Below are 25,537 nucleotides of genomic sequence, written 5' to 3' on the forward strand. Positions count from 1 at the left end.
CCACCGGCCGACGGCCGCGCTGACAGCGGTGTCCGTGCACGTGAACAGGCCTCCATGAGCGCCACTCCCCCTCGTTCAAGATGTTCGTTCCCAGTGAACACCACGATCCTGCCACGGCGGGGGCGTGCGCCGTGCGGTCACCGGACCCGCAGGACCCCCTCCTGCGCGACGCTGGCCACGAGCACGCCGGCGGCCGTGTAGAACCGTCCGGTCGCGAGGCCGCGCTCCGACTGCGCCGACACCGCCTCCTGCACGTAGAGCACCCAGTCGTTGAGGTCGAACGGCCGGTGGAACCACATCGAGTGGTCCAGACTCGCCGTCGAGAGCCCCGCACTCCCCCAGCCGAGACCCTGCACGCGCAGCAGCGACTCGAGGATCGTGTAATCGCAGACGTAGGCGAGCGCGATGCGCTGCGTCTCGGGGTCGAGCGGGATCGGTGACAGCGAGCGCACCCAGACGGCCTGACCCGGGGAGCGGTCGGCGCGACTCCCGTAGAGCGGCGACGGGTCGTGCCGCAGGTCGAAGCTGCGACCGTGCGCCCAGTACTCGCCCGCCGCGGTGCCGGCGAGGCCCGCGGTCCGCACCGCGTCCGCCGCGGTCGGAAGGTCGTCGGGCCGCCGCACAGGTCGATTCTGCGGAGCCGCGTACGAGTCCCCGGGGGCCGGGGCCGCGAACGACATCGTGGCCTGCAGCACTTCTCTGCCGCGCTGAGTGCCGAGCACGGAGCGGTGCGAGAAGCCGCGGCCGTCGCGGATCGGCGTGACCTCGTAGTGCACCCGCTCGTCGACGTCGACCGGGCGGAGGAAGTACGAGTGCATCGAGTGCACGAGCCGGCCGGACTCCACGGTCCGCGTCCCCGCGGCGAGCGCCTGGGCGATCGTGTCGCCTCCGTAGGCCTTGGGCCAGGGGACGTCCTGCGGCTGCGCCGAGAAGCGCAGCGGAGCCTCCTCGGTCACCTCGATCGAGTCGAGGAACGGCTGCGAGCCGCTCACGGGACCTGCACCCGTCGCCGCGCGCGGAGCCCCGACAGGTACTGCGGCGGCGTCGTCGGGTCCACCCAGCCCTGGTCGATCGCGGCGTTGAGCGTCCAGTACGGATCCACGAGGTGCGGCCGGGCGAGCAGGCACAGGTCGGCGCGGCCCGCGACGAGGACCGTGTTGACGTCGTCGATGCTCGAGACGGCGCCGACGGTCATCGTCGGCACCGAGGCCTCGTGCCGGATCTGGTCGCTGAAGGGGGTCTGGTAGAGCCGGCCGTAGTCGGGGCGCGCGTCGGTGCTCGTCTGCCCGGTCGAGACGTCGATGATGTCGGCGCCCGCCCGCTTCAGCCACTGCGACACCTGAGCCGCATCGTCGCCGTCGAAGCCGCCCTCGACCCAGTCGGTCGCGCTGAGCCGCACGCTGATCGGCCGGTCCTGGGGCCACTCCGCCCGCACGGCCTCGAAGATCTCGAGGGCCAGGCGTGCCCGGTTGCGCAGCGACCCTCCGTAGGAGTCCTGCCGGTGGTTCGAGAGCGGGCTGAGGAAGCTCGAGACGAGGTAGCCGTGCGCGAAGTGCAGCTCGAGCAGGTCGAAGCCGGCCTCGGCGGCGCGGCGCGCGGCGGCGACGTGCTGGGACGTCACCTCGGCGATCTCCTCGGGAGTGAGCTCGCGGGGCACCTGGCTGTCGGAGCGGTACGGCAGCGGTGACGGGCCGCTGATCGGCCAGTCCCCCTCCTCCAGGGGCTCGTCGATGCCCTCCCACATCACCTTCGTCGCGCCCTTGCGGCCGGCGTGGCCGATCTGGGCGGCGATCTTCGCGGTCGTCTCGGAGTGGACGAAGTCGACGATCCCGGCCCACGCCTCCTGCTGCTCGTCGTTCCAGAGGCCCGGACAGCCGGGGGTGATCCGCCCCTCGGGCGACACGCAGGCCATCTCGGTGAAGATCAGGCCGGCTCCGCCGATCGCGCGGGAGCCGAGGTGCACGAGGTGCCAGCGGCTCGGCACTCCGTCGACGGCGGAGTACTGGGCCATCGGAGAGACCGCGACGCGGTTCTTGAGCGTGGTGCCGCGCAGCGTCAGCGGGTAGAACATCGGCGGGGTGCCTGCGGGCGCGGAGTTCCCCGCCTCGACCTGGCTCTCGTGGAACCACTCGTCGAGCCGTGCCACGTAGAGAGGATCGCGGACACGCAGGTTGTCGTAGGTGATGCGCTGGCTGCGGGTGAGCAGCTGGAAGACGAACTGCTGCGGGCGCAGAGCGAGGTAGCGGTCGATGTGCTCGAACCAGCGCAGGCTCGTCATCGCCGAGCGCCGGAGCGACGCGGCCACGGGCCTGCGCTCGGCCTCGTAGACCGCGAGCGCGGTCGGCACGTCGGCGGCGGCGCCGATCGCCGAGGTGAGCGCGATCGCGTCCTCGAGCGCCTGCTTCGTGCCGGATCCGATCGAGAAGTGCGCCGTGTGCGCGGCGTCGCCGATGACGACCACGTTCCCGTCGGACCAGCGCTCATTGGTGACGTCGCGGAAGTTCTGCCAGCCCGAGTTGTTGCCGACGAGGCGGTGGCCGCCGAGGTACTCGGCGAAGACCTCCTCGCAGAAGGCCATCGACCGCTCGTCGGTGCGTCCCGGCTCGCGGGCGGCGTCGAACTCGTCGAGACCGGCCCGCGCCCAAGTGGCCGGGTCGGTCTCGACGAGGAACGTCGAGTGCTCGTCGTCGTAGGGGTAGATGTGCGCCCAGAACATCCCGTGCGGAGTGTCGACGAAGACGAAGGTGAAGCAGTCGACCGGGCGCGCGGTGCCGAACCAGGCGTACTTGAACGGGCGCGTCTCGACCGAGCTGCCGAGCTCCGCCGCGAGAGCCGTGCGGGTCGGGCTGCTCACGCCGTCGCCGGCGATGACGAGGTCGTGGTCGCGGCGCAGCTCGTCGAGATCGGGCGCGGTGCTCTCGTGCCGCAGGTCGACTCCGAGCTCGCGGGCGCGGGCGGTCAGCGTGAGGAGGAGGTCCCTGCGGGCCAGCGCCGCGAAGGCGTGACCGTCCGAGCGCTCCTGGAAGCCCCTGACGTCGACGTCCATGGCCGACCACCTGCGCCAGAGCGCCTCGATCGACCGGTACGAGACCGGGTCCGCGTCTCGGAGGTTCTCGAGGGTCTCCTGCGAGAAGACGACGCCGAACCCGAAGGTGGAGTCGGCCGCGTTGCGCTCGAAGACCACGACCTCGTGGCCGGGATCGGCGATCTTCAGGAGGAGGGCGGAGTAGAGGCCACCGGGGCCGCCTCCGATGCAGGCGATTCTCATCAGGTCAGGCTCTCCGGTGCTACGCGCCGAGGTCGAGGAGGTGCTCGAAGTCGAGCGCGAGGTCGGTGACGACGACCCCGGTGCTGGCGAGGGCATCGCGGAGGTTCGCGGCGACCGCCGGGGCCAGGTCGCGCTCGAGGAGCGCCTTGAGGCCCGTGTAGACCGCGAGGATGTCGGTCTCGTCCCGGGTGAGCGGCGTGCCGAGGAGGTCGGTCGTCATCTGTCGTCCCATCAGGCGGTGCGGAGGTCGGTGAGTCGCTTGGCTTTGAGCTCGAAGCGCGGGAGGGACTCGGACGGCGCACGCTCGATCACGAAGCGGAGGCCCTCGTGGGCGTCGGCGAGGTCCCTGCCGAGGCAGGAGACGAGAGTGCGCCACTCGCCGTCGCCGACGGAGGCGGCGGGCTCGATCACGAGCGTGATCTCGTCGCGGATCCCCTCGCGGGTGATCCGGAGCTGGAACTCCTCGATGCCCGGGAAGGTGCGGACGATCCCCTCGACCGCGCGCGGGTAGACGTTGGTGCCGCGCACCAGCTTCATGTCGTCGACCCGGCCGAGGATCCCGCCCTCGTAGAGGTCCCAGGTGCGGCCGTTGGCGGCGACCGTGTGCGGCACCTTCACGACGAGGTCGGCGGTGCGGTAGCGGATCAGCGGGATGATGCTCCGGCCGAACGAGGTGCAGACCCGCTCCCCGGCCTCTCCGTAGGGCCGCTCCCGACCCGTCTCGGGGTCGATGACCTGCTCGATGAAGTGGTCCTCGATGATGTGGCAGCCGCCGGGCTGGTTCGCCGGCTCGAACATGAAGATCGTCGAGACCTCGGTCATCCCCGCGGTGTCGTAGGTCTTCGCTCCCCACAGCGACTCGATCAACGCCTTGGTCTCGGGGATCGAGCCGGCCGGCTCGCCCGAGAGGATCACGGTGCGCACGGGCGAGTTCCGCAGGTCGTAGCCCAGCGCCTCGGCCTCCTGCGCGAGCCTGATCGCATAGGTGGGGGTCGAGGCGACGACGGTCGCTCCGAAGTCGACGATCTGCTTCACCCGGGCCGCTGTGGTCTGCGCACCGCCGGGGATCGTCAGCGCGCCGATCTTCTCGAGTCCGTTGTGGAGCCCCCAGAATCCGATGAACGAACCGTAGCCGAAGGCCACGTAGCCGATGTCGGTGGAGCGGACGCCCATCCCGTAGAGCGCGTACGACCACATCTCGGCCGACCACTTCCAGTCCTTCCGGCTGTCGAGGGCGCGCAGCGGCGTCTTGCCAGAGGTGCCGGAGGTGGTGTGCATCCGGATGGCGGCTTCCGCGCCCGCGACGGGCAGCCCTCCGTAGGGCGGGAGCGCCTCCTGGCTGGCCATCCAGTCCTCCCGGGTGAGGAAGGGGACGCGCTCGATGTCGCTCCAGCTCTTCAGCTGCTCGGGCGAGAAGCCCGCGCGGGCGAAGCTCTGGCGGTAGAAGGGGCTGCGTGCGGCCGCCCACTCGACGAGCCGGGTGAACTTGGCGAACTGCAGCGCGCGGAGGTCGTTCCGCTCGAGCCGCTCGGTCTTCGGGTTCCAGAATTCTGCGTCAGGCATGGCGTCCGTTCTCGGTCCGGGATGTCTCCACATAACCAAACGAATGCGATCGTCACGCGTCGATCAGGTTTCGTGCGTGTAACGATCGTCGGTGGGCCGCACTGCCGCCTCAGCGCGGAGCCACGACGGCGACTCCCTGGATCTCGATGAGCGCCTCGGGCTGCCACAGCGCGGTGACGCCGACCCCCGCCATCGCCGGGTAGCGCGTCCCCGCCATATCGCGCCAGATCCGCCCGATCTCGCGGCCGTTGCGCTGGTAGTCGGGGATGTCGAGGAGGTAGATGGTGACTGAGACCAGATCGGACGGCGTTCCGCCTGCCGCCGCGAGGGTGACCAGGACGTTCGAGAAGGCCTGGCGGAACTGCTCGACGATCCCGCCCGGGACGATCGCGCCGTTCGCATCCATCGCGGTCTGACCGCCGAGGTGGACGAGAGAGCCGGATCTGATGCCGTGGGCGAACCCCGACGGGCGCGCGAGCTCGGGCGGATCGATGGTCTCGTGGGGCGCATCGGCGTGAGGGGTCATGGTCGTCGCCTTCGTCTAGGAGAACTCGGAAATGTCTTCACCGTAACGTCCGTACTCGAAAAGCAAGGTACGTTCCTCCGCCAGTGATCTCTCAGCCCGCGAGCAGACCGACCAGCGTCTCGAACGCCGGGTCACGCGGATCGATCAGCTCGAAGTGGCCGGCACTCTCGAGCTCGTGCAGCGAAGCGCTGGGATGCAGCGCGGCGTAGCGGCGGCTGTACTCGACCGGGACCTCGGCGTCGCTGCTGCCGTGCACGACCGCCACGGGCATCGGCGGGGCGGGGAGCTGAAGGGGATCGGCGGCCGCGAGCGGGCCGGACGGGCCGAGCAGCTCGGCCACCGCGTCGTCGCTGAGACGGTCCGCGGCCGCGGCCGCCAGGTCGAGCACTCCGGCGAGCGACACCACGGCCGCGACGGACGGCGACGGATCGACCGCCTGCGACCACACGGCCAGGTGACCACCCGCCGAATGGCCGACGAGAGTCGCACGCCGGGGCGGCCCCGGGGCGAGCCCGGGAACGGCGGCCAGCACCGCCCGGACATCGTCGAAGGTGCCCGGCCATCCGCCTCCGGGATCACCGACGCGCCGGTACTCGGGGAGCAGCACGCACGCCCCGCGGTCGGCGAGAGCAGCCGCGAGCGGCCGGGCGTGGATCCGGTCGTAGCGGTGGCGCCAGAAGCCGCCGTGAACCAGGACGACCAGGGGCCCCGCCGACGCCGCTCCGTAGACGTCGACCACGTGCTCCGGCGCCGTGCCGTAGCGCAGCACCCGGTCGGGCTCGCGAGCCGAGAGGTCGAGGACACTCGTCATGCGCCGGCCCGAGCCGTCACGACGACTCCTGCGCGAGGAGGTCGCGGACGGCCAGCACGACGATCTCGACCTCGGCGAAGGAGGTCGACAGCGGCGAGAGGCCCAGGCGGAGGCCGCTCGGGGCGCGGAAGTCGGGGATCACGCCGCGCTCCCAGAGCACGGGCACCATCGCGGCGAAGGCCGGATGGTCGACGGTGATGTGGCCGCCGCGGCGCTCGGAGAGGCGCGTGGTCGACAGCGTGACGCCCAGCGGCGCGAGGTGCTCGTCGAAGAGCTCGACGGCGAAGGCGGTGAGCGCGAGCGACTTCGCGTGGATCGCCGGCAGCCCCGCCTCCTCGATCAGGTCGAGCATCGACTGCATGGCGATCATGCCGACGATCGGAGGGGTGCCGCTCACGAAGCGGCGGATGCCGTCGGCGGGGTCGTAGGACTCCCCCATCCGGAACGAGTCCTTGACGCCCATCCAGCCCCAGATCGGCTGCACGGAGGTGGAGATCAGGTCGCGCCGGACGTAGAGGAACGCCGGAGCGCCCGGGCCGCCGTTGAGGTACTTGTAGGTGCAGCCCGTCGCCAGGTCGACGCCCCACTCGTCGAGCTCGATCGGCAGGACGCCGACGGAGTGGCAGAGGTCCCAGAGCACGAGTGCACCGGCGTCGTGCACGAGCGCGGTGATCGCGGGCACGTCGGCCGCGAAGCCCGAGCGGTAGGCGACCTGGCTGAGGACGACGACGGCCGTGTCAGCGCCCACGACCGAGCGGACGTCATCGGGTGCGACGCCGCCGCCGAGCTCCGTCTCGATCCAGCGGATGCTCGCGCCGGTCTCGGCGGCGATGCCCTCCACGACGAAGCGATCGGTCGGGAAGTTGCCGCGGTCGATCACGATCTCGGAGCGCCCCGGCCGCGCGTGCAGCGCCGTGCGGATCAGCTTGTAGAGCGACACGGTGGTCGAGTCGCCGACGACGACCTGACCGGGCCCGGCACCGAGCACGGCCGACCCGAGACGGTCGCCGAGCGCCAGCGGAAGCTCGAACCAGCTGTCGTCCCAGCCGCGGATGAGGCGGTGGCCCCAGCTCTTCTCGACGAAGGCGGCGTAGCGCGCAGGCAGGTCCGCGAGCGGGCGCCCGAGCGAGTTGCCGTCGACGTAGGCGGGGAGCGCCGGGTCGTCCGCACCGAGGAACCTCGAACGGTAGGACGAGAGCGGGTCGAGCCGGTCGAGCTCGGCCGCCGTGGTGAGGGTGCCGGTGGCGGTCATCGTCGTCCGATCTCGGTGCGGACGGCGAACAGCTCGGGGAAGAAGGTGAGCTCGAGCGCCTTCTGCAGGAACCCGACTCCGCTGGACCCGCCCGTGCCGGGCTTGAAGCCGATCGTGCGCTGCACCGTGCGGAGGTGCCTGAATCGCCAGGTCTGGAAGTTGTCCTCCACGTCGACCAGCTCCTCGCACGCCTCGTACGCACCCCAGAACTCGCCGTCGTTCTCGTAGATCCGCGTGAACACCGGCACCAGGGAGGGAGTGAACACGTGCGCGAGCGTCACATCGCGCTCCAGCAGCTCGGCAGGCACGTCGTGACCCGCCCGCGCGAGCAGGCGCAGGAACTCGTCGTACAGGCTCGGCGCCTCCAGCAGCTCCTGCAGCTCGGCACGCGCCGCGTCGTCGCCGCGGAACACCTCGAGCATCTTCGCGTTCTTGTTCCCGAGCAGGAACTCCACCGCCCGGTACTGATGCGACTGGAACCCCGACGAGTTCGCGAGGAAGTCGCGGAACTGCGCGTACTCGGTCGGCGTCAGCGTCGCGAGAACCGACCACTGATCGGTCATCGTCTTCTGGATGTGCTTGACCCGCGCGATCTTCTTCAGCGCCCCCGACAGGTCGTCGGCCGCCATCAGACGGCACGCCGCGCGCAGCTCGTGCAGCAGCAGCTTCAACCACAGCTCCGAGGTCTGGTGCTGGATGATGAACAGCATCTCGTCGTGATGCTCCGGACTGCTCACCGGGTTCTGCGCCGACAGCAGAGTCTCGAGCGACAGGTACGAGCCGTAGCTCATCTTCTCGCGCAGATCGGTCACGATCCCGCTCTCGAGATCGCGGGTGTTCTCCTCGAGGGCCATGGCAGCCCTCCCTTCGTGTGATGGTGCGCGGAGCCGGGAATCGGTGGCGGGTCGCGGGGCCGGGTCTCGTCGCAGGGTCTCATGTCTATCGAGCGGATGTGACCGTACCGTGTTGTCCGCGTTTCGATCGTGTTTCTTTTTCGTGACCGACGTCACTGCGGCGTGATGGCTTCAAGGCGACCGCGGCGGCTGTGCATTGGCTGCGATGTCCAGCCTTCACCTGTGCTCTCACTCTCCGCTGACGATCGCTGAACGACCGTCAGTTCCCCTGCGGGCCGCCGAACGGGTGGCCGCGACGAGTGACCGGACGGGCGCGACCCGCGCCGCCTACCCTGAGGGCATGAGACCCGCCCTCGCCCCCGCCACCGGGATCTCGATCTCGGCAGTGCTGCTGTTCGGCCTGCGCCTGCCGCTCGCGGGCTACCTGGTGCTCGCGGCGAGCCTCCTGCTCGCGCTGGTCGTCGACCGCACGCTCGCCGTCGACCTCTCGCTGATCGCCGCGGGGCTCGTGATCGTCAGCACGATCTCGGTCGAGGCGAACCTCGACTACCCGAACATGGCACTGATGGGCGCCGTGCTCTCGGCGGCGGTCGCCGTGCCGTGGGCGATCGACCACTACGGGACGAAGCGCCGCATCATCCGCTTCCCGCTGCGCACCGGTCAGCGCTGGACGACGCTCGAGAAGTCGTACCTGCCCGCCGTCGTCGTGCTCGGCTGGATCCTGCTGCCGTTCTACTTCATCCGCTCGGGCGCCTACCTGAACTGGCCCGCCATCTCGGCCCCCGACGAGATCGCCCGCCTCTTCGTCGGAGTCGGGTTCGTCGGCATCTGGGACGAGCTGTTCTTCATCTGCGTCGTCTTCGCGGTGCTGCGCCGACACCTCCCGATGTGGCAGGCGAACATCCTGCAGGCGGTCGTGTTCGTCTCGTTCCTCTGGGAGCTCGGCTACCGCGAGTGGGCGCCGGCGTTCACGATCCCGTTCGCGCTGCTCCAGGGCTGGATCTTCTCGAAGACGAAGTCGCTCACCTACGTGATCTGCGTGCACCTGCTGTTCGACCTCGTCGTGTTCCTCGCGCTCGTGCACGCGCACAACCGCGAGTGGCTGCGCTGGTTCGTCTACTGAGCCGGGGCTGCCGTCGCCGGCACCCGGCCCCTCCGCCGTCGTCCTCGCACTCCACGGTCGGGCGTCCTGACGACCGAGCAGGGAGGATGGGGGCATGAGACTGGTGCGCGTCGCGGTCGGAGCGGCCGCCGCCGTGGTCGGGCTTCTCCCGTGGCTGCTCACCGGCATGCGGCTGCCGCTGCAGAACCTCTGGCGGATCGAGGTCGGGCCCGAGGCGATGCCCGTCGCGCTGCTGCCGTTCAGCCAGTACTCGATCGTGCTGATCGCGGCGGTGATCCTCGTCGGCTCGGCGCTCGCGGGACTCGCGGTGCGGATCCGACGCGAGGGAGTGCTCGGCGCGCTGATCGGCGTGCTCGTCGTGCAGATCGCGGCCCTGGTGCAGTCGGCGGCCACCGTGGCGGGCGGGCTCGTCGAGGGCACCGCCTCCGCCGTCTACCTCGGCGCCCTCGTCGCGGGTGCCGCCGGGTCGATCGTGGTGGGGGCGCTGGTGCTGCTGCTGATCGCCCGGGCACCGGCGCCGGGGGCGGCCGTCGGAGTCTCGATCGCCGCGATCGCCGCCGGGAGCTGGCTGACGACCCTCCTCGCAGCGCTCGCCGCCTCGAGCGCGGCAGGCCTCGCCGTGCTGAACGCCGTGCAGTGGCTGCCCGGGATCCTCGCCGGGCTCGCGCTCGCGTGGTGCGGGCTCACCTCCGTCGGCCGCGTGCTCGCCTGGGTCGCGAGCCTGGTGCTGCTCTGGATCGGGCCGACGCTGGTGACCGCCGTGTCCTCCGCGGCGGGGTCGCGGGCTCTCGCGCCGTACCCGCTCGAGATGCTCGACTACGGGTGGCAGGTCTTCACGACGGCGCTGCTGCTGCCCGCGGTGTCGCTGCGCACAGCGCTGACGGCGCTCGTGGTGGGCGCCGTGGGCTTCGTGGCGCTGGCGGCGGTGGAGCGCCGCCGCGCCTGACTCCCGCCAGAGCGAGGCCGAGACCGTCGCGTCGCCGGATATCAGAGGCTCCGGTCGAGCGGGCTCTCCTGGACGCCCGCCGCCCGAGACCGCAGACGAACAGGACAGTGGGAGCGGCGAGGTGCCGGGAGGATCCGTGTCCGTGTCAGCAGTTCACCGGGTGGTGGGGCGGTGGCCGGCCTCACCCGAAGAGGTCGGCCACCGCGGAGCGCTGAGCAGGGGGATCTCAGCGGCGTTTCAGAGTAGGTAGAGGGGTGTACCCGCCTCTATCCGTTGCACGCGGAGGAGTGTCCGTTCCGCGCGAGCGGCCGACTGCAGCAGGAAGCGGGCGAGGCTCAGGATCACGGGATGAAAACCGCCTCGACGGAGATGTTCGCGAGTCGACGCACGGCGTCGACGCGCGGTCTCGACGAGACGCGGCAGGCACTGTCCGAGGCCTTCCTCCCGGTCGACTTTCCCGCGGCGCGGTCGGACGACGACGTCAGGATGCACCTGAACGCTCTGCTCGTCGGGCGGATCACCTGCGGCTTCATGAGGTTCCGGGAGGCTGTGCGGATCGAGACGGTCGAAGCGCAGCACTATCACGTCGACATTCCCATGGACGGTCGTTCGGTCATGCGGGCAGGTGCGGGTGCGCCCGTTCACGCCTCCTCGACGACGGCGGGCGCCTTCGTGCCCGGCGAACCGGTCGAGCTCGACTGCAGCGACGGCTTCGCGCAACTCTCCGTGATGATCCCCCGTGACCTGATGCAGCTCGAAGTGGAGGCTCTGCTCGGGCGAGATGATCTCGCGCCTGTCCACTTCGCCTCCGAGATCGATCTGAGCACTCCCGCGAGTCGGCTCGTCCTCCAGGCGCTGCAGTTGATCGACGGCGCGTCCGACCAGGCGTCCGGGCCCCTGGCGCACCCGCTGGCACTGCAACGGCTGGAGCAGGTCCTGCTGCACAGCCTGCTCTTCGGGCAGCCGCACAACTACTCGTCGGAGCTGACTCGACCAGCACCGACGGCCGGCCCACGTCCTCTCTCGCAGGCGGTGGAGCTCCTGCGGAGCCGGCCTGAGCATCCGTGGACCGTGAACGAACTGGCGGCGGCCGTATCGACGAGTGTTCGCAGCCTTCAGGAGGCGTTCCGCCGCACTCTCGACACGACACCGATGGCCTACCTCCGGCGGCAGCGACTCGAGCGGGTCCGCGAGGAACTGCTCGTCACCGCGCCGGGAGCTGTCAGCGTGACCGAGGTGGCCACTCGATGGGGGTTCATCCATCTCAGCCGATTCGCCGCCAGCTATCGCGCAGCGTTCTCCGAGAACCCCTCCGACACCCTCCGCTCGTAGCGCGCGTCGAGCAGAGGCCGACGTCACAGCATGGGCAGCCGGCGCGGTCGCGGGCCGCGGGGGAACGCGGCGTCGATCCGGTCGAGTTCGGCGGTGCTGAGCTTCAGCGCGCCCGCCCCTGCATTGTCGTCGGCATGCGCGACGGTGGAGGCTTTGGGGATGGCGAAGACGGCCGGCCGGCGCACGAGGAAGCGCAGGGCGACCTGCCGGGCGCTCGCACCGTGCTCCGCCGCGATCTGCTCCAGCACGCGGCCCCCCGGCGCCCGTGGATCGGGGAAGCGGTCGTGACCGAAGGGACTGTACGCGACGACGGCGACGCCCTGCCGCTCGCACCACGGGAGCACGGCGTGCTCGATCGCGCGCTCCTCGAGGTGGTACAGCACCTGATTGCAGGCGAGGTGCCCTTCCCCGCCCGACCGCCAGGCCTCCTCCAGATCGTCGACATCGAAGTTGCTCACGCCCCACGACCGGATCTTGCCCTGCTCGCGCAGCTGCTCGAAGCCGGCGAACGTCTCCTCCAGGGGGTGCGAGCCGCGCCAGTGCAGGAGGTAGCAGTCCAGCCTGTCGGTGCCCAACCGCGTCAGCGTGCGCTCGCACGCCGCCACCACTCCGGCACGCGAGGCGTTGCTCGGGAGCACCTTCGAGACGAGGAAGACCTCGTCCCGCCGTCCGGCGATCGCCGCACCGACCACCGGCTCGGCGTCGCCGTACATCTCGGCGGTGTCGATGTGCGTCATGCCGCTGTCGATCCCGTGACGCAGTGCGGCCACGGCGGTCGGGCGGTGGGCATCGTCGATGTACCAGGTGCCCTGCCCGATCACGGAAACCTCCGACGGAGGGCGGCCGAATGGGCGGTGCTCCATGAGCGTCGTCCTGCCGCGCCTACGCGGGCTGCTTCTCGGCGACGACATCGACCTCTTCGACGGTGGGCTCCCCGAACAGGACCCCGGTGTTCTCGCCGAGCGCTCGGCCGACCTCGCCCGACAGGTGCGCCTGGCGTCCGGAGTCGTCGGGGAACGCGTCGAAGATCCCGAACGACGTGGGTCCGAACTGCAGCGCGAACCACCGGACCGTCTTCGGCTCCCCTTCCACGATCGTCAGCCCCTGGTTCAGGAACGCCCGCAGGTCGTCCGCCTTGCCGGGCAGCGCCTCCAGACGGACGAGGAGTGCCTTGCTCACCTGGGTTGCCATCATCGGTCTCCCTTGCTCGATCGGCGTAGCCGGCCCCGGATCACGTCCGCCCGGTGACGGTGCCATCGTGCCCGCTGCGACCCCTCCGCGCCTACGACCTTGACGGATCCTCCCTCGACGAGTACCGACGTCTGCGCTCGGCGCGCACCGGGGAAGGCACTCCTGAGAGGACGGCCGGCAACGACGCCACGCCTCCTCCCACCCCGGAGTCGCGTCGTGCACGGCGAACCGCTGTGCACGGCGAGACTGCGCAGCCCCGAACTCGGTGATGGCGACTCGCCGTCGTCTCATCATCTCGAATCCGGAGTGATTCCCGACCGCCTCGAAGTGTCGTGATCCGCAGCCGCGTCCTCCGCTCCGCTGCGAGACGCATCGTCGGCGCGGGTCAGGGGTGCGGCTTCAGCTCGCGTCGAGACGTCGAGCGAGGTCGACCGCCGCGGACCGGAGCTCGGGCGGCCCCGAGATCCTGAAGGGTGCGCCCGTGGCGGCGAAGCGGGCGGCGAGCGCGTTCCAGGACCAGGACCCGGCAGTCAGACGACAGCGCTCCGATTCGAGCGGCTCGAGGACGTCGTCGGCCGCGAGGTAGGGCTGCAGAACGCCCGCGGGGACGTCGAGCTCGGCCGTGCCGATGCAGGGCCAGCCACCGATCCCGTCCCCGCCGCGGAACCGCGACTCCACGAAGGCGGCGGGGTCGCCGCCGGGGATCTGCCTCGGAGTGAAGGACATCCGAGTCGGGTCTCCGGGCCTGATGCGGTCGACGCGGTAGGTGCGCCAGTCCTCGCGGTCCGGTGCCCAGGCGAGCAGGTACCAACGTCCCGCCCGGGCGACGACGGCGCTCGGGTGCACGCGGAGCGCCGGTCGCGCCTCGGTCTCCGGTGTCGCGTAGTGGAACCGGAGGACCTGCCGGTCGCGCACCGCTGCGCTCACCGCGACGAGCACCTCCGGGTCGACCGTGTCGCGTCCGGAGGCGGCGACCACCTGCACCGCGTCGACCCGGTGCCGCAGCCGGGCCGGCATCACCTGGCGCACGGTCGCGAGGGCCCTGGTCGCCGCCTCCGCGATGTCCGCCCCGGACGCCGGCGCGACCGCGAGGGCGAGCGCGACGGCCACCGCCTGCTCGTCGTCGAAGAGCAGTGGAGGCAGCTCGGAGCCCGCGGCGAGACGGTAGCCGCCCGCCGGCCCGCGCGCCGCGTCGATCCGATAGCCCAGATCGCGGAGGCGGTCGACGTCGCGGCGGACCGTGCGGGGGCTCACCTCGAGCCGCTCCGCGAGGACCTCGCCCGCCCACTCGCGGCGCACCTGCAGCAGCGAGAGCAGCTCGAGCATGCGGGAGGAGGGACTCGTCATGCCCTTCAGTCTGCCGTGAGAAGCGGACAGGAACCGACCGCATCTGCCGACAGGATCGTCCTGCGGCGGCCGAGAGGGTCGCCGGAACGACCATCACCAGGAGAGACACCATGACGTTCTCAGTGACCCCGCATCTCAACTTCGACGGCGACGCCCGCGCGGCGCTCGCGTTCTACGGAGCCGCGCTCGGTATCGAGCCGACCCTCGTGACCTACGGGCAGATGGGCGCCTCGGACGACCCGGCCTGGGCCGACCGCATCGTCTACGGCGATGTCGTCACCCCGGACGGCTTCGCCATCAAGGCCTTCGACGTCTGGCCGCACCAGCCCTACGACCAGGGCTCGAACGCGTTCTACGCCTACGTCGAGAGCACCGACCGGGAGGCGCTCACTCGGCTCTGGCACGGGCTGCTCGACGGAGCCGAGATCCGCCAGCCGCTCGGCCCCTCGGCGTGGTCGCCGCTCGCCGGTCAGCTCCTCGACCGCTTCGGCGTGGTCTGGGCTCTGGAGGCGCCCGAGGCACGCTGACCCCTGCGCACGGGCGTGAGCAGGGCGACCGCGTCCTTCCGCGGCGTCGCCATCGGAACCGCCCCTCCTCCTCCGGGTGGAGCGGGGGCGGTTCCCCGAGTGTCAGGGTCGGAAGACCGCCCGCACGCACCCGTCGGTCTTCTCCTTGAACATGGCGTAGCCGGCGGGGCCGTCCTCGAGCGGCATGACGTGCGTGGCGAGGTGCTCGGTGACGATCTCGTCTCGCGCCATCCTCTCGAGGAGCATCGGGATGTACCGGTGCCCGTGCTGCTGAGCGGACCGGAGCGTGAGGCCCTTGTTCATCACCGCCCCCAGGGGGAACTTGTCGACGAAGCCGCCGAAGACTCCCAGCACGAAGAGGCTGCCGCCCTTGCGCGCGGCGAAGATCGCCTCACGGACGGCGGTGGGTCTGTCCGTCTGCAGCCGCAGCTGCTGCTTCAGCTGGTCGTAGGCGAAGTCGGGTCCGTCGCGGTGCGCCTCCATGCCGACCGCCTCGATGCACACGTCGGGGCCGCGTCCGCCCGTCAGCTCGCGGAGCTCGGCCGTCACCTCGCTGGTCTCGTAGTTCATGGTCTCCGCGCCGATGACCTGCTCGACCTGGGCCAGCCGCTCCTGGAAGCGGTCGATCACGATGACGCGCTCGGCGCCGAGCAGCAGCGATGCGCGCGCCGCCATCTGCCCGACACCGCCGGCGCCCCAGACCGCGACGGTGTCTCCGGGCCGGACCCCGCCGAGATCCGCTCCCATCCATCCTGTCGGAGCGGCGTCGGAGGCGAAGAGCGCCCGCTCGTCGCTGATCCCCTCGGGAACGGCGAAGGCGCCCTGGTCGGCGTACGGCACGCGGATGTACTCGGCGTGGCTGCCGGCCCACCCGCCCAGCGCGCGGGAGTAGCCGTAGCAGCCGCCGGGCGCCTGGCCCCAGAGCATCTCGGGGATCCCCGCGTTCGGGTTGCCGTTGTCGCACAGGGAGTAGAGCTCGTGGCGGCAGTACCAGCACTTCCCGCAGCTGATGAACGAGCAGACCACCACACGGTCGCCGACCCGGTGCTTCGTGACGGCCGATCCGACCTCGACGATCTCGCCGATGAACTCGTGCCCGAGCACGTCGCCCGCTCGCATGGTCGGGACGTACCCGCCGAGGAGGTGGAGATCGGACCCGCAGCTCGTGCTCAGGGTCACCTTGACGATCGCGTCCTGAGCATTGAGGATCCGGGGATCCTCGACGGTCTCGACCGAGAGCTCGTTCACTCCGGTCCAGCACAGAGCCTTCACAGCACACCTCCGCCTTTCGCCTCGTCCTCTGCTTCATCGACCGCGCCACCGAGCACAGTGCGCGGTCGTTCTCCGTGCGGTCTCGGGGTCGCCCGCAGGACCTCGCCCGTCTCGAAGATCTGCTTGGCGTCGCGCAGAGCCTCACGCAGCGCCTTCTCCAGATCGTCGTCCACCCCGGCACCGGCACCCTCGCGGACCCGGGCGTGCACCTCGAAGCCCTTGTCGCCGGGGGCTGGATCGATACGGATCTCGAGCGACTCCGCCAGACGCGCCAGCGGTTCGGGATACCCGCCGCTCTCGAAGTCCCGGGCCTCGCCCAGGACGGTGACCGCCTTCCACCCTTCCCGCCTCAGGGCCGCTGTCGGGCCGGCTGCCTCCGGCGGATGGGCTGCGGTCCTGGTCGCGGTGGTCGACTCCTGACCTTCGTGGCCCGGTGCTGCGCAACGCTTTCCTCGGGGACCGTGCCATCGTCGCCGGCACGGGGATCTCCTGCCGTGAGTCGACAGGCTGGTTGCTCCACTCTCCACCGGAACGACCGCAGCCGGTCATCACACCTCGACCGACGTGCCCGAGCAGATCGCCTAGGCGCGCACCCAGCGATCGATCGGGAACGCGCCGAGCAGCGGCTCCGGCGACCACCCGTCGAGCGGGGCGTAGGAGTCGGCCCGGATCGACGTGGCGTGCGCGTGGGCGGCGTCGAAGTCGTCGAACATCGCGTACTCCGACTCGGTGCGGCCGGTGCCCTCGAAGTAGTCCTGGTACTTGAACGGCGGCTCGGCGCTCGAGGCGATCAGGCCGACGGGGATCCCGAGCGCCTCGCCGATGACGACGGCGTGCAGCGACGAGCCCACGACCACCTCGCTGGAGGCGATCCGCTCGAGCACCTCCCAGAGGGGGCGCCGCGGATCGACGAAGTCGGGGTGCGAGCGGAAGCGGCCGAGCTCGTTGAGGTTCGGGACCACGGCGAGCGTGTGGCGCTTGGTCGCCGCGCTCCTGCCCAGCCGCGGGAACAGCCTCGGGAGCAGCAGTGCGGGGTCGCCGTAGATCGCGGGCGCCTCGATGCCCTTGTTCTCGCGGAGCCACGCTCGGGTGCGGGGGCCGCGGACCGCCCGGACGTCGATCCGAGTGAAGTCGTGCAGCGAGAGCGCCACCTTCCCGTTCACGCCCGTGCCCCAGACGATGTCGCCGTCGTGAGCCTTGTGCATGACGGAGCCGACGGCCATGACCGTCCCGCTGCCGGGCCTGCGGAGCGCGGGGCCGACCCCGCGCTCCTTCAGGATCCCGCTGACGACGACCGGGCCGAGCAGGTCGCCGAAGTTCTTCACGCGCGGCCCCACCTGGAAGCGCCGGAGCACCGGGAGCTTGTTGCGGCGCGGATTCCAGCTGTAGACCGGGACGGATCGGAGGCGGGGCATAGGGCTTCCTGACGACGGCGACGACCTCGAGGACCCGGCGGCGGGACCGGCCGGTCCGCGACGCCTCCTCGAGGAGCGAGGTGGACGGGGGCGAGCCGCACCGAGGAGAGGAACCGACGCTCAGGGAGAGGCTATCGCGAACCCCGGCGCGGTCACGAGCTCACGACTCGAACCAGCCCCGCGGGTGGTGGTCGGCCGTCAGCGGCGTGCGCGGGTGCTTCGGCTGCGCCCACCGTACGGCGTTCGCCAGCACCCGCTGGATGTCCGGGTGGTGGTAGACGGGGTAATCCTGATCGCCGGGCGAGAAGTAGAACACCTTGCCGAGGCCCCGCGTATAGGTGACTCCCGAGCGGAACACCTCGCCGCCGGTGAACGTCGAGAGGAACACCGTCTCCTCCGGCACCGGGATGTCGAAGTACTCGCCGTACATCTCCTGCTCGGGGAGGACGATCGGGCTCGGCACCCCCTCCGCGATCGGATGCGTCGGCGCGATCGTCCAGACCAGCTCGCGGTCGTGGTCGTTCCGCCACTTCAGCGAGCAGGTCGTGCCCATCAGCGCCTGGAAGATCTTGGAGTAGTGGCCGGAGTGCAGGATCAGGATGCCCATCCCCTCCTGCACGTGCCGCAGCACGCGCTGCACGACCTCGTCCGAGACCTCTTGGTGCGCGATGTGCGCCCACCAGAGCAGGACGTCGGTCCTCGCGAGCGCCTCCTCGGTCAGGCCGTGCTCGGGCTCGGGGAGTGTGGCGGTGCGCACCGAGACGTCGTCGCCGAGCGAGGCGACCAGGCCGTCGGCGATCACCCGGTGGATGCCGTCGGGGTAGTGCTTCATCACCGTCTCGTCGCCGCGCGTCTCGTGGCGGAACTCGTTCCAGACCAGGACCTCGAGGGGCTCGCTCATGCGACCTCCACCTCCTTCTTCTCGGCGGCGGAGCGGTAGATCGCGTCGACCACCCGGCTGCGGTGCAGCGCGTACTCGCCGTAGTGACCGGAGTAGCGGGGCTCGCCCGCGGGGACCTCGGCGCCCGAGGCGATCGCCGCCAGGAACTCGGCGATGACCGAGCGGTGGTGGCCGGCGGGCACCTTCACGTCGGGGCGCGACACGGTGGGCGCTCCCGCGACCTCCGAGTACAGGGTGAGCGTCCCCTCCGTCGCGTAGTCGGCGACGTGGAGGCGCGCGCCGCCGGCCGAGCCGAGCAGCTCGACCTCGATGTCCTCGTAGACCTTCGAGTAGCTCGCCCAGGAGGCGTCGAGCTGGAGGCTGCGGCCGGTGTCGAGTCGCAGCAGGGCGCTCGAGAAGTCCTCGACCTCGAAGGCGTGGCTGCCGGTGGTGGTGACGCCGTGCGGGCGACCGCCGCGGCCCGAGCGGCCGACCTCGCCGTAGGCGACGGCCGAGACGCTGGTCACCCGCGGCTCGTCGAGCAGGTGCAGGGCGATGTCGAGCACGTGCGAGCCGAGGTCGATCAGCGGGCCGCCGCCGGCGAGCTCCTTGCTGGTGAACCAGGAGCCGATGCCGGGGATGCCGGTGCGCCGCTGCCAGCTGGCGCGGGCGTGGTAGATGTCGCCGAGCGGGGCGTCGTCGAGGTAGTCGCGGAGGAACGCGACGTCGGCGCGGCGGCGGTGGTTGTAGGCGATCTCGAGGACGCGGTCGTTCGCGCGCGCCGCCTCCACCATCTCGGCCGCCAGCTCGGCGGTCGTGGCGAGCGGCTTCTCGCAGAAGACGTGCTTGCCCGAGGCGAGGGCGGCGACCGCGATCGGGTGGTGCAGGTGGTTGGGCACGCCGATCGAGACGACGTCGAGGTCGTCGCGGGCGACGAGGTCCTCCCAGTCGGCGTAGAGGTCGGGGACTCCGCGGGTCGCGCCGAGCTCGTGCAGGCGGGCCTCCTCCTGACCGGCGAGCGCGACGACGCGCGCCCCGGGGAGGGCCTGGAAAGCGTCGAGGTGGGTGGTGCCGGCGAAGCCGAGGCCGACGACGCCGACCCTCAGCTCACTGGCGAGCGTGTTCTCTGTCATGCCCCCGAGCCTAGTCGAATTGATTCGAGCCCTCGATAAAGACGGCTGAGCTCACTGCTGCATCGACGTCAGCGCGCCCAGTGCCGCCTCGACGATCGAGTCGGGGGTGCCGGCGATGTCGACCGTCACCCCGTCCTCGTCCGGTTCGAGGGGCTCCAGCGTCGCCAGCTGCGAGTCGAGCAGCGCCGGGGGCATGAAGTGCCCGGTGCGGGCGCGGATGCGGGCGGCATGGAGCTCCCTCGCGCCCGCGAGATGCACGAAGAAGAGGGGTCTCCCCGCGCTCGAGCGCAGGAGGTCGCGGTAGGCGCGGCGCAGCGCCGAGCAGGCGACAACGGTGCCGGCGGCGGGCGCGGTGTGGAAGACCGCACCGACCGAGTGCAGCCACGGCCAGCGGTCGTCGTCGGTGAGAGCCTGCCCCGACGCCATCTTGGCCTTGTTGACCGCGGGATGCAGGTCGTCGGCGTCGATGAAGACTCCGCCGAGCGCGTCGGCGAGACCGACGCCTGTGGTCGTCTTGCCGCATCCCGCCACGCCCATCACGACGACGGCAGGGGCGGTACTCGTTCGGCTGCGGTCGGGCTGCACGTCCCTCACCGACCGAGTCCGGAGGACGCCGCGGAGACGTCGGCGACGACGGCGGGATCCTCCGCGAGCGCCGGGTCGATCAGCCGGAGCAGTGCGCGCACGGCGCGCTCGCCGGGCTCGGCAGCCGCGCGGGCGATCGATTCGCCCGCGCGGTCGGCGGGCAGACTCCCGGACCTGGCAGAGGCGACCCACGCGCCGAGAACGGCGACCGCGCTGGGCGCCTCCCGGCCCGCGTCCCGCTCGGCGAGCAGCACCGGAGCGATGCGCACGCGCAGCTTCGCGACTGCGTCCTGCCCGATCTGATCGAGCGAGTGCCTGATCCGGCCGTTGTCGAACCGGTCGAGCAGCGCGGCCCGGTAGGCGGGCAGATCGAGCCCCTCGGGAGGCAGGTGGCGCGATGCCTCGTCCCAGAGCTGCTCCACCAGCTCGCGGGCCACCCGGTCGCCGACCGCCTCGGCGACGGTGCTGTGCCCGCGGAGAGATCCGACGTAGGCGAGCAGGGAGTGGGCTCCGTTGAGCAGCCACAGCTTCCTGCGCTCGAACGGCTCGATGTCGTCGACGAAGCGCGCCCCGACGCGCTCCCACGCAGGTCGACCCGCAGGGAAGGCTCCGGAGAGCACCCAGTCGTGGAAGGGCTCGGTGACGACGGGCGCGCGGTCGTGCCAGCCGGTGATCCGCGCCACGGTCGCCAGGTCCTCCGGGGTGGTCCTCGGGGTGATCCGGTCGACCGAGGTCGAGACGAAGGCGACGGACTCGTCGAGATAGGCGAGCGTCTGCGGGGACACCCGCTCGGCGAGGGCGCGCAGCCCCGTGCGCACGAAGGGCCCGTTGTCGGGCAGGTTGTCGCAGGGCACCACCGCCAGGGGGCCCGCATCGGCGCGACGACGGGCCTCGATCCCGGTGAGCAGGCGCCCCAGAGGAGTTCGGGCGGCGTCCGTGACACCCGCCCGCAGCGCGTCGGGCAGCCGGGCGAGATCCTCGCGCATGGCGTCGACCGACTCGTCGGGCCGGCCGCCTGCGTCGAGCGCGTAGCCGGCCTCCGTGACCGTCAGCGTCACGAGCGCCGTGTCGGGCGACGACAGGATCTCGGCGAGCCGGTCGACCCGCGAGCCCTCCTCGGCGCTGACGATGCTGTCGACCACGACCACGTCGTCCCGCTCCGCCGAGCGCACGACGAGGGAGTACAGGCCGTCCTGTGCGGCGAGCTCCCGGGCGGCCTGCGGATTCCGGCCCGTGAAGGCGGCTATGCCCCAGCCGGGATCCTCCGCCGCAGCGGTGTACCAGGCCTGGTGCGCGCGGTGGAAGGCGCCGAGCCCGAGGTGGGCGATCCTGACCGGTGGCCGGGCGGTCCGGGCAGGACGGCCGACGTCGTCGCGGCCGGTCACAGCTTGAACACCTTCCGCGGCTGCGCGTCGACGAGGTCGACGACCCGCCTCTCGGCCTGCTGCCGGGACAGCCGGCCCTCGACGACCAGCCGGGCGAGGAACACGGCGTCGAGACGACGCGACATGTCGTGGCGGGCGGGGATGGAGAGGAACGCGCGGGTGTCGTCGATGAAACCCGACCCGCGGGAGAAGCCGGCCGTCTCGGTCACCGCGGAGCGGAACCGGAGCACCGCATCGGGAGCGTCCAGGAACCACCACGGCGCCCCGATGAAGACGCTCGGATAGAAGCCGGCGAGCGGCGCGATCTCGCGCGAGTAGGCGGTCTCGTCCACGGTGAACAGGACGAGGTGCAGGTTCCTGTCGAGTCCGTAGCGCTCGAGCAGCGGTCGCAGCTCCTGCGTGAACGTCGTGGTCGCCGGGATGTCGTGCCCCGAGTCCGGCCCGGAGGCGCGGAGCGTCTCGCTGGAGTGGTTGCGGACGACACCCGCGTGCACGGTCATCACGAGACCGTCGCGAGCGCTCATCCCCGCCATGCGCACCAGCATCGCGCCGCGGAACTCCCGCGCACCGGCCGCATCGAGGCGGCCGGCCACTGCGAGCCGGAACAGCGCGGCCGCCTCGTCGTCCGACAGATCGGCGGTGTGGCAGTCCGCGACCCCGTGGTCGGCCGAGACGGCGCCGTGCGCGATGAAGTGGGCTCGCCGTGCCTCCAGAGCGTCGAGATACCCCGAGAAGTCGTCGGGCGCCGTCCCGTGGTGGTCGGCGAGCCGGCGCACGCTGTCACCGAAGGCCGCCGCGGCGGGATCCAGGTAGACGTCGGGGCGGAACGTCGGCAGGACGCGACCCCTGATGCCCGGATCGGCCGCGAGCGCGGCGTGCCCCGCGAGGTCGTCGAGCGGATCGTCCGTCGTCGCCAGGACGTCGATCCGAAACCGCTCGAACAGGGCTCGAGGGCGGAACGCCGGCTCGGTGAGCCGCTCCGCGATCGCGTCGTAGATCGCGTCGGCGGTCTCGGCCGAGGGGTTCACGGTGATGCCGAACAGCTCCGACAGCTCGTGCGTCAGCCAGTATCCCGACGCCGTTCCCTCGAACAGGTGCCAGCGGCTCGCGAAGCGGCGCCAGATCTCCCGCGGGTCCGCGGCGGCTCCTCCGACACCGAGATCCGCCAGGTCGGCGCCGTCGGCGTGGAGCAAGCGGGTGACGTAGTGGTCGTAGCGGATCAGGAGGTCGGCCGGGTCCGCGAACGACCGGTCCTCGAGCAGGAGCGACGGAGAGACGTGCCCGTGCGGCGAGACGATCGGGAGGTCGGCGACGGCCGCGTAGAGATCGCGGGCGACGCTCCGGGTGGCGGGGTCGCTCGGGAAGAGCCGGTCGGGATCGAGGGTCAGCGGTTCGGTGCTGGGCGACATGGGATGCTCCGGTCTGTCGGATGCGGACGAGGACGGACGGTCACCAGTCGTGGACTGTCCCGTCGGCGAGCCGGTTGTAGGGCAGATAGGCCTGCTCGTACGGGTACTTCCCCGCCTCGTCCACGTCGAGCTCGACGCCGAGTCCGGGCTGGTCGCCGGGGTGCAGCATCCCGTTGCTCCAGGTGAACGACTGCTGGAACACCGAGTCGGTCTTCGCGCCGTGCTTCATGTACTCCTGGATGCCGAAGTTGTGGATCGCGAGCCCGAGGTGCATCGCGGCGGCCATTCCGACCGGGGAGATGTCGGTCGGCCCGTGCATGCCCGACTTGATCTGGTACTGGGACGCATAGTCGAGCACCTTCTTGAGGTGGGTGATGCCTCCGGTGTGGGTGACCGCGCTGCGGACGTAGTCGATGAGCTGCTCGCGGATGATCTGCTGGTAGTCCCAGACCGAGTTGAAGATCTCGCCGATCGCGAGCGGCGTCGTCGTGTGCTGGCGCACCAGCCGCAGCGCCTCCTGGTTCTCGGCCGGCGTGCAGTCCTCGAGCCAGAAGAGGTCGTAGGGCTCGAGCGACTTGCCCAGCTGCGCGGCCTGGATCGGCGTCATCCGGTGGTGGGCGTCGTGCAGGAGGGGGAGCTCGGGTCCGAACTCGTTGCGGACCGCCTCGAAGACGGTCGGGACGTGCCGGAGGTAGCTGCGGGTGTCCCAGTCCTCCTCGTTCGGCAGGGCGCCGCGCTGCGCCGGCTCGTGGTCGTAGCGGACGCCGCTGTTGGCCTCGAAGGTGGCGTTGGAGGCGATCCCGTAGATCGACTTCAGACCGGGGACGCCGGTCTGGATGCGGATCGCGCGGTAGCCCGCCTCCTGGTGCTCGCGGACCGAGTCGAACAGCTCCTCGGTCGACTTGCCCGAGGCGTGCCCGTAGGCGAGCAGGCCCGACCGCGACGCACCGCCGAGGAGCTGGTAGACGGGCATGCCCGCTGCCTTGCCCTTGATGTCCCACAGCGCCATGTCGACGGCCGCGATGGCGGCCATGGTGACCGGCCCGCGCCGCCAATAGGCGCTGCGGTAGAGGAACTGCCAGGTGTCCTCGATGCGAGACGCGTCGCGCCCGATCAGGAGCTGGGCGACGTGCTCGCGCAGGTAGGCGACGACCGCCATCTCCCGGCCGTTGAGGGTCGCGTCGCCGAGGCCGGTGAGTCCGTCGTCGGTGGTGAGCTTCAGCGTCACGAAGTTCCGGTCGGGGCTCGTGACGATCACTTCGGCCTTGTCGATGATCATGGCTTCCTCACTTCCGCCCTTCGGGGCGTCTCTTGCTGGATCGAGCCGGGCGGGCTCGGGGAACAGGGGTGCCGGGCGCTCCCCACCGCCCCTCGGGCGGTTGGAGCGCCGAGCGCGGGGTCACGGCGCGATGAGGCCGAAGGCGGTCGGCAGCCACAGCGAGAGCTGCGGGACGAAGGTCACGATGAACAGGCCCACGCAGAGCGCCCAGAAGAAGGGCCACAGGCGGCTGATCACCGGCTCGATGCGGACGCCGGCGACCCGCGCCGCGACGAAGAGGTTGTTGCCGATCGGCGGCGAGATGTTGCCGAGGCACATGTTGAAGACCATCATCGCGCCGAAGTGGATGGGGCTGACTCCGAGCGCCGTGACGACCGGCAGGAAGATCGGCGTGAAGATCAGGATCGCCGGAGTCGGGTCCATGACGGTTCCCGCGAGCAGGAGCACCACCATGATCAGGATCAGGATCACGGTGACGTTGTCGGTCACGCCGAGCAGTCCCTCCGTGATGAGCTGCGGGATCCGCGCGTACGAGAGGACCCACGCGAGGATGCTGGACACGCCGATCAGGAGCATCACGATCGCCGTCGTCTTCGACGCGTCGAGCACGACCTTGGGGAGGGACTTCAGCGGCAGGGTGCGCTGCGCCAGGCCGAGGAGGAACGAGTAGATCACCGCGATGACCGCCGACTCCGTGGCGGTGAAGAAGCCGCTCAGGATGCCTCCGATCACGATGACGATCATCAGCAGCGCGGGGATCGCGCGGAGGAGGATGACGAAGCCCTGTCGCGCTGTGGGGCGCGCGGCGACCGGGAGTCCCTTGTTCTTGCGGGCGTAGAGGGCGACCATCACGGCGCAGATGGCGACCCAGAGCAGGCCCGGGCCGACGCCGGCGAGGAACAGAGCGGCGATCGAGGTGCTCGAGACCAGCGCGTAGACGATGAAGGTGTTGCTCGGCGGGATGAGCATGCCGGCGGGAGAGGCCGCGGCGTTGACCGCCGCCGAGAAGGCGGGGTCGTAGCCGTCCTTGCGCATCCGGGGCGACAGCACGGTTCCCACGGCCGCCGCGGAGGCGACGGAGGCGCCGGAGACGGCTCCGAACATCGCGTTCGCGACGACCGTCGTCTGGGCGAGGGGGGCGGGCAGCCGGCCCGCGATCACGAGGGCCAGATCGATGAGGCGGGTGGCGATGCCTCCGGTGTTCATCAGGCCGCCGGCGAGGATGAAGAACGGGATCGACAGCAGTGCGAACGAGTTGGTGCCCGCGAAGACGCGCTGGGCGGAGGTGAGGGCCGCGCCCTCCCAGCCGAGCAGGACGACGATCGCGAGCGCCGAGGGCAGACCCATGGCGACGGCCACGGGCAGCCCGAAGGTGATGCCGAGGGTGATGCCGCCGAGGAGGACGACGGTGGCGATGACGGTAGCGGTGTCCACGGCGA

25 protein-coding genes are annotated in these 25,537 nt (G+C 71.0%); 4 read left to right on the forward strand and 21 right to left on the reverse strand.

Features of this window, described 5'->3' with window-relative positions:
• Positions 1-137: 137 nt before the first annotated feature.
• From ASG06_RS04180 to ASG06_RS04215, 8 genes are all read right to left on the reverse strand, one after another.
• Positions 138-992: an acyl-CoA thioesterase gene (locus tag ASG06_RS04180; RefSeq protein WP_056038903.1), complete on the reverse strand. Its 855-nt coding sequence runs from the start codon at positions 990-992 to the stop codon at positions 138-140.
• The gene (locus ASG06_RS04185; protein WP_056038907.1) at positions 989-3,268 is read right to left on the reverse strand and encodes a bifunctional salicylyl-CoA 5-hydroxylase/oxidoreductase; all 2,280 of its coding nucleotides are present in this window, start codon (positions 3,266-3,268) and stop codon (positions 989-991) included. Before ASG06_RS04185 ends, ASG06_RS04180 begins: the two co-directional genes overlap by 4 nt.
• A 19-nt stretch (positions 3,269-3,287) precedes the next feature.
• Entirely contained in the window at positions 3,288-3,488 is a 201-nt protein-coding gene (locus tag ASG06_RS04190) for a hypothetical protein (protein WP_056038910.1), read from the reverse strand.
• An 11-nt stretch (positions 3,489-3,499) separates the two neighbouring features.
• Positions 3,500-4,831 (reverse strand): phenylacetate--CoA ligase family protein, encoded by a 1,332-nt coding sequence (locus ASG06_RS04195; protein ID WP_056038913.1) that lies wholly within the window; start codon positions 4,829-4,831, stop codon positions 3,500-3,502.
• A 109-nt stretch (positions 4,832-4,940) separates the two neighbouring features.
• On the reverse strand, positions 4,941-5,357 hold the full coding sequence (locus ASG06_RS04200; RefSeq protein ID WP_056038917.1) for a RidA family protein: 417 nt from the start codon (positions 5,355-5,357) through the stop codon (positions 4,941-4,943).
• A 91-nt stretch (positions 5,358-5,448) separates the two neighbouring features.
• Positions 5,449-6,168 (reverse strand): alpha/beta hydrolase family protein, encoded by a 720-nt coding sequence (locus tag ASG06_RS04205; RefSeq protein ID WP_056038919.1) that lies wholly within the window; start codon positions 6,166-6,168, stop codon positions 5,449-5,451.
• A gap of 16 nt (positions 6,169-6,184) precedes the next feature.
• Complete coding sequence (locus ASG06_RS04210) at positions 6,185-7,420, reverse strand: kynureninase (RefSeq protein WP_056038922.1); 1,236 nt, start codon at positions 7,418-7,420, stop codon at positions 6,185-6,187.
• Complete coding sequence (locus ASG06_RS04215) at positions 7,417-8,274, reverse strand: tryptophan 2,3-dioxygenase (protein ID WP_056038924.1); 858 nt, start codon at positions 8,272-8,274, stop codon at positions 7,417-7,419. Before ASG06_RS04215 ends, ASG06_RS04210 begins: the two co-directional genes overlap by 4 nt.
• Positions 8,275-8,614: 340 nt before the next feature.
• On the opposite strand from ASG06_RS04215, the gene ASG06_RS04220 reads away from it, so the two are divergent.
• From ASG06_RS04220 to ASG06_RS04230, 3 genes are all read left to right on the forward strand, one after another.
• Positions 8,615-9,397, forward strand: coding sequence for a CPBP family intramembrane glutamic endopeptidase (locus tag ASG06_RS04220; RefSeq protein ID WP_056040459.1), 783 nt, complete (start codon positions 8,615-8,617; stop codon positions 9,395-9,397).
• Positions 9,398-9,491: 94 nt separating this feature from the next.
• Complete coding sequence (locus ASG06_RS04225) at positions 9,492-10,343, forward strand: hypothetical protein (protein WP_056038927.1); 852 nt, start codon at positions 9,492-9,494, stop codon at positions 10,341-10,343.
• A gap of 273 nt (positions 10,344-10,616) precedes the next feature.
• On the forward strand, positions 10,617-11,675 hold the full coding sequence (locus ASG06_RS04230; RefSeq protein ID WP_231727605.1) for an AraC family transcriptional regulator: 1,059 nt from the start codon (positions 10,617-10,619) through the stop codon (positions 11,673-11,675).
• Between the two features lie 23 nt (positions 11,676-11,698).
• On the opposite strand, the gene ASG06_RS04235 is transcribed toward ASG06_RS04230, so the two are convergent.
• From ASG06_RS04235 to ASG06_RS04245, 3 genes are all read right to left on the reverse strand, one after another.
• Entirely contained in the window at positions 11,699-12,496 is a 798-nt protein-coding gene (locus tag ASG06_RS04235; protein WP_231727606.1) for an aldo/keto reductase, read from the reverse strand.
• Positions 12,497-12,557: 61 nt separating this feature from the next.
• Positions 12,558-12,866, reverse strand: coding sequence for a putative quinol monooxygenase (locus ASG06_RS04240; RefSeq protein WP_056040462.1), 309 nt, complete (start codon positions 12,864-12,866; stop codon positions 12,558-12,560).
• Between the two features lie 399 nt (positions 12,867-13,265).
• Complete coding sequence (locus ASG06_RS04245) at positions 13,266-14,213, reverse strand: helix-turn-helix transcriptional regulator (RefSeq protein WP_056038937.1); 948 nt, start codon at positions 14,211-14,213, stop codon at positions 13,266-13,268.
• Between the two features lie 110 nt (positions 14,214-14,323).
• Between ASG06_RS04245 and ASG06_RS04250 the strand changes: the two genes are divergently transcribed.
• On the forward strand, positions 14,324-14,740 hold the full coding sequence (locus ASG06_RS04250) for a VOC family protein (protein WP_056038941.1): 417 nt from the start codon (positions 14,324-14,326) through the stop codon (positions 14,738-14,740).
• 102 nt (positions 14,741-14,842) lie between these two features.
• Here ASG06_RS04250 and ASG06_RS04255 read toward each other — a convergent pair whose 3' ends face one another.
• From ASG06_RS04255 to ASG06_RS04300, 10 genes are all read right to left on the reverse strand, one after another.
• Positions 14,843-16,012, reverse strand: coding sequence for a zinc-dependent alcohol dehydrogenase (locus ASG06_RS04255; protein WP_056038945.1), 1,170 nt, complete (start codon positions 16,010-16,012; stop codon positions 14,843-14,845).
• Positions 16,009-16,185, reverse strand: a complete 177-nt coding sequence (locus ASG06_RS04260; RefSeq protein ID WP_156465855.1) for a hypothetical protein — start codon at positions 16,183-16,185, stop codon at positions 16,009-16,011. The genes ASG06_RS04255 and ASG06_RS04260 overlap by 4 nt, the downstream gene beginning before the upstream one ends.
• A 408-nt stretch (positions 16,186-16,593) precedes the next feature.
• Complete coding sequence (locus ASG06_RS04265) at positions 16,594-17,427, reverse strand: polysaccharide pyruvyl transferase family protein (RefSeq protein ID WP_056038950.1); 834 nt, start codon at positions 17,425-17,427, stop codon at positions 16,594-16,596.
• Positions 17,428-17,587: 160 nt separating this feature from the next.
• Positions 17,588-18,328 (reverse strand): ThuA domain-containing protein, encoded by a 741-nt coding sequence (locus tag ASG06_RS04270; RefSeq protein WP_056038952.1) that lies wholly within the window; start codon positions 18,326-18,328, stop codon positions 17,588-17,590.
• Complete coding sequence (locus ASG06_RS04275; RefSeq protein WP_056038955.1) at positions 18,325-19,440, reverse strand: Gfo/Idh/MocA family protein; 1,116 nt, start codon at positions 19,438-19,440, stop codon at positions 18,325-18,327. Before ASG06_RS04275 ends, ASG06_RS04270 begins: the two co-directional genes overlap by 4 nt.
• 51 nt (positions 19,441-19,491) lie before the next feature.
• A complete protein-coding gene (locus tag ASG06_RS04280) occupies positions 19,492-20,025 on the reverse strand; it encodes a gluconokinase (RefSeq protein ID WP_231727607.1) in 534 nt (177 codons plus the stop codon).
• A gap of 5 nt (positions 20,026-20,030) precedes the next feature.
• Positions 20,031-21,410, reverse strand: a complete 1,380-nt coding sequence (locus ASG06_RS04285; RefSeq protein ID WP_056038962.1) for a mannitol dehydrogenase family protein — start codon at positions 21,408-21,410, stop codon at positions 20,031-20,033.
• Positions 21,407-22,819, reverse strand: coding sequence for a glucuronate isomerase (uxaC, locus tag ASG06_RS04290; protein ID WP_056038965.1), 1,413 nt, complete (start codon positions 22,817-22,819; stop codon positions 21,407-21,409). Before uxaC ends, ASG06_RS04285 begins: the two co-directional genes overlap by 4 nt.
• Before the next feature lie 40 nt (positions 22,820-22,859).
• Entirely contained in the window at positions 22,860-24,098 is a 1,239-nt protein-coding gene (manD, locus tag ASG06_RS04295; protein WP_056038968.1) for a D-mannonate dehydratase ManD, read from the reverse strand.
• Between the two features lie 120 nt (positions 24,099-24,218).
• Positions 24,219-25,532: a TRAP transporter large permease gene (locus tag ASG06_RS04300; RefSeq protein ID WP_056038971.1), complete on the reverse strand. Its 1,314-nt coding sequence runs from the start codon at positions 25,530-25,532 to the stop codon at positions 24,219-24,221.
• Positions 25,533-25,537 lie beyond the last annotated feature (5 nt).

It is taken from the genome of Rathayibacter sp. Leaf185 (genome assembly GCF_001423885.1).
GTDB lineage: Bacteria > Actinomycetota > Actinomycetes > Actinomycetales > Microbacteriaceae > Rathayibacter.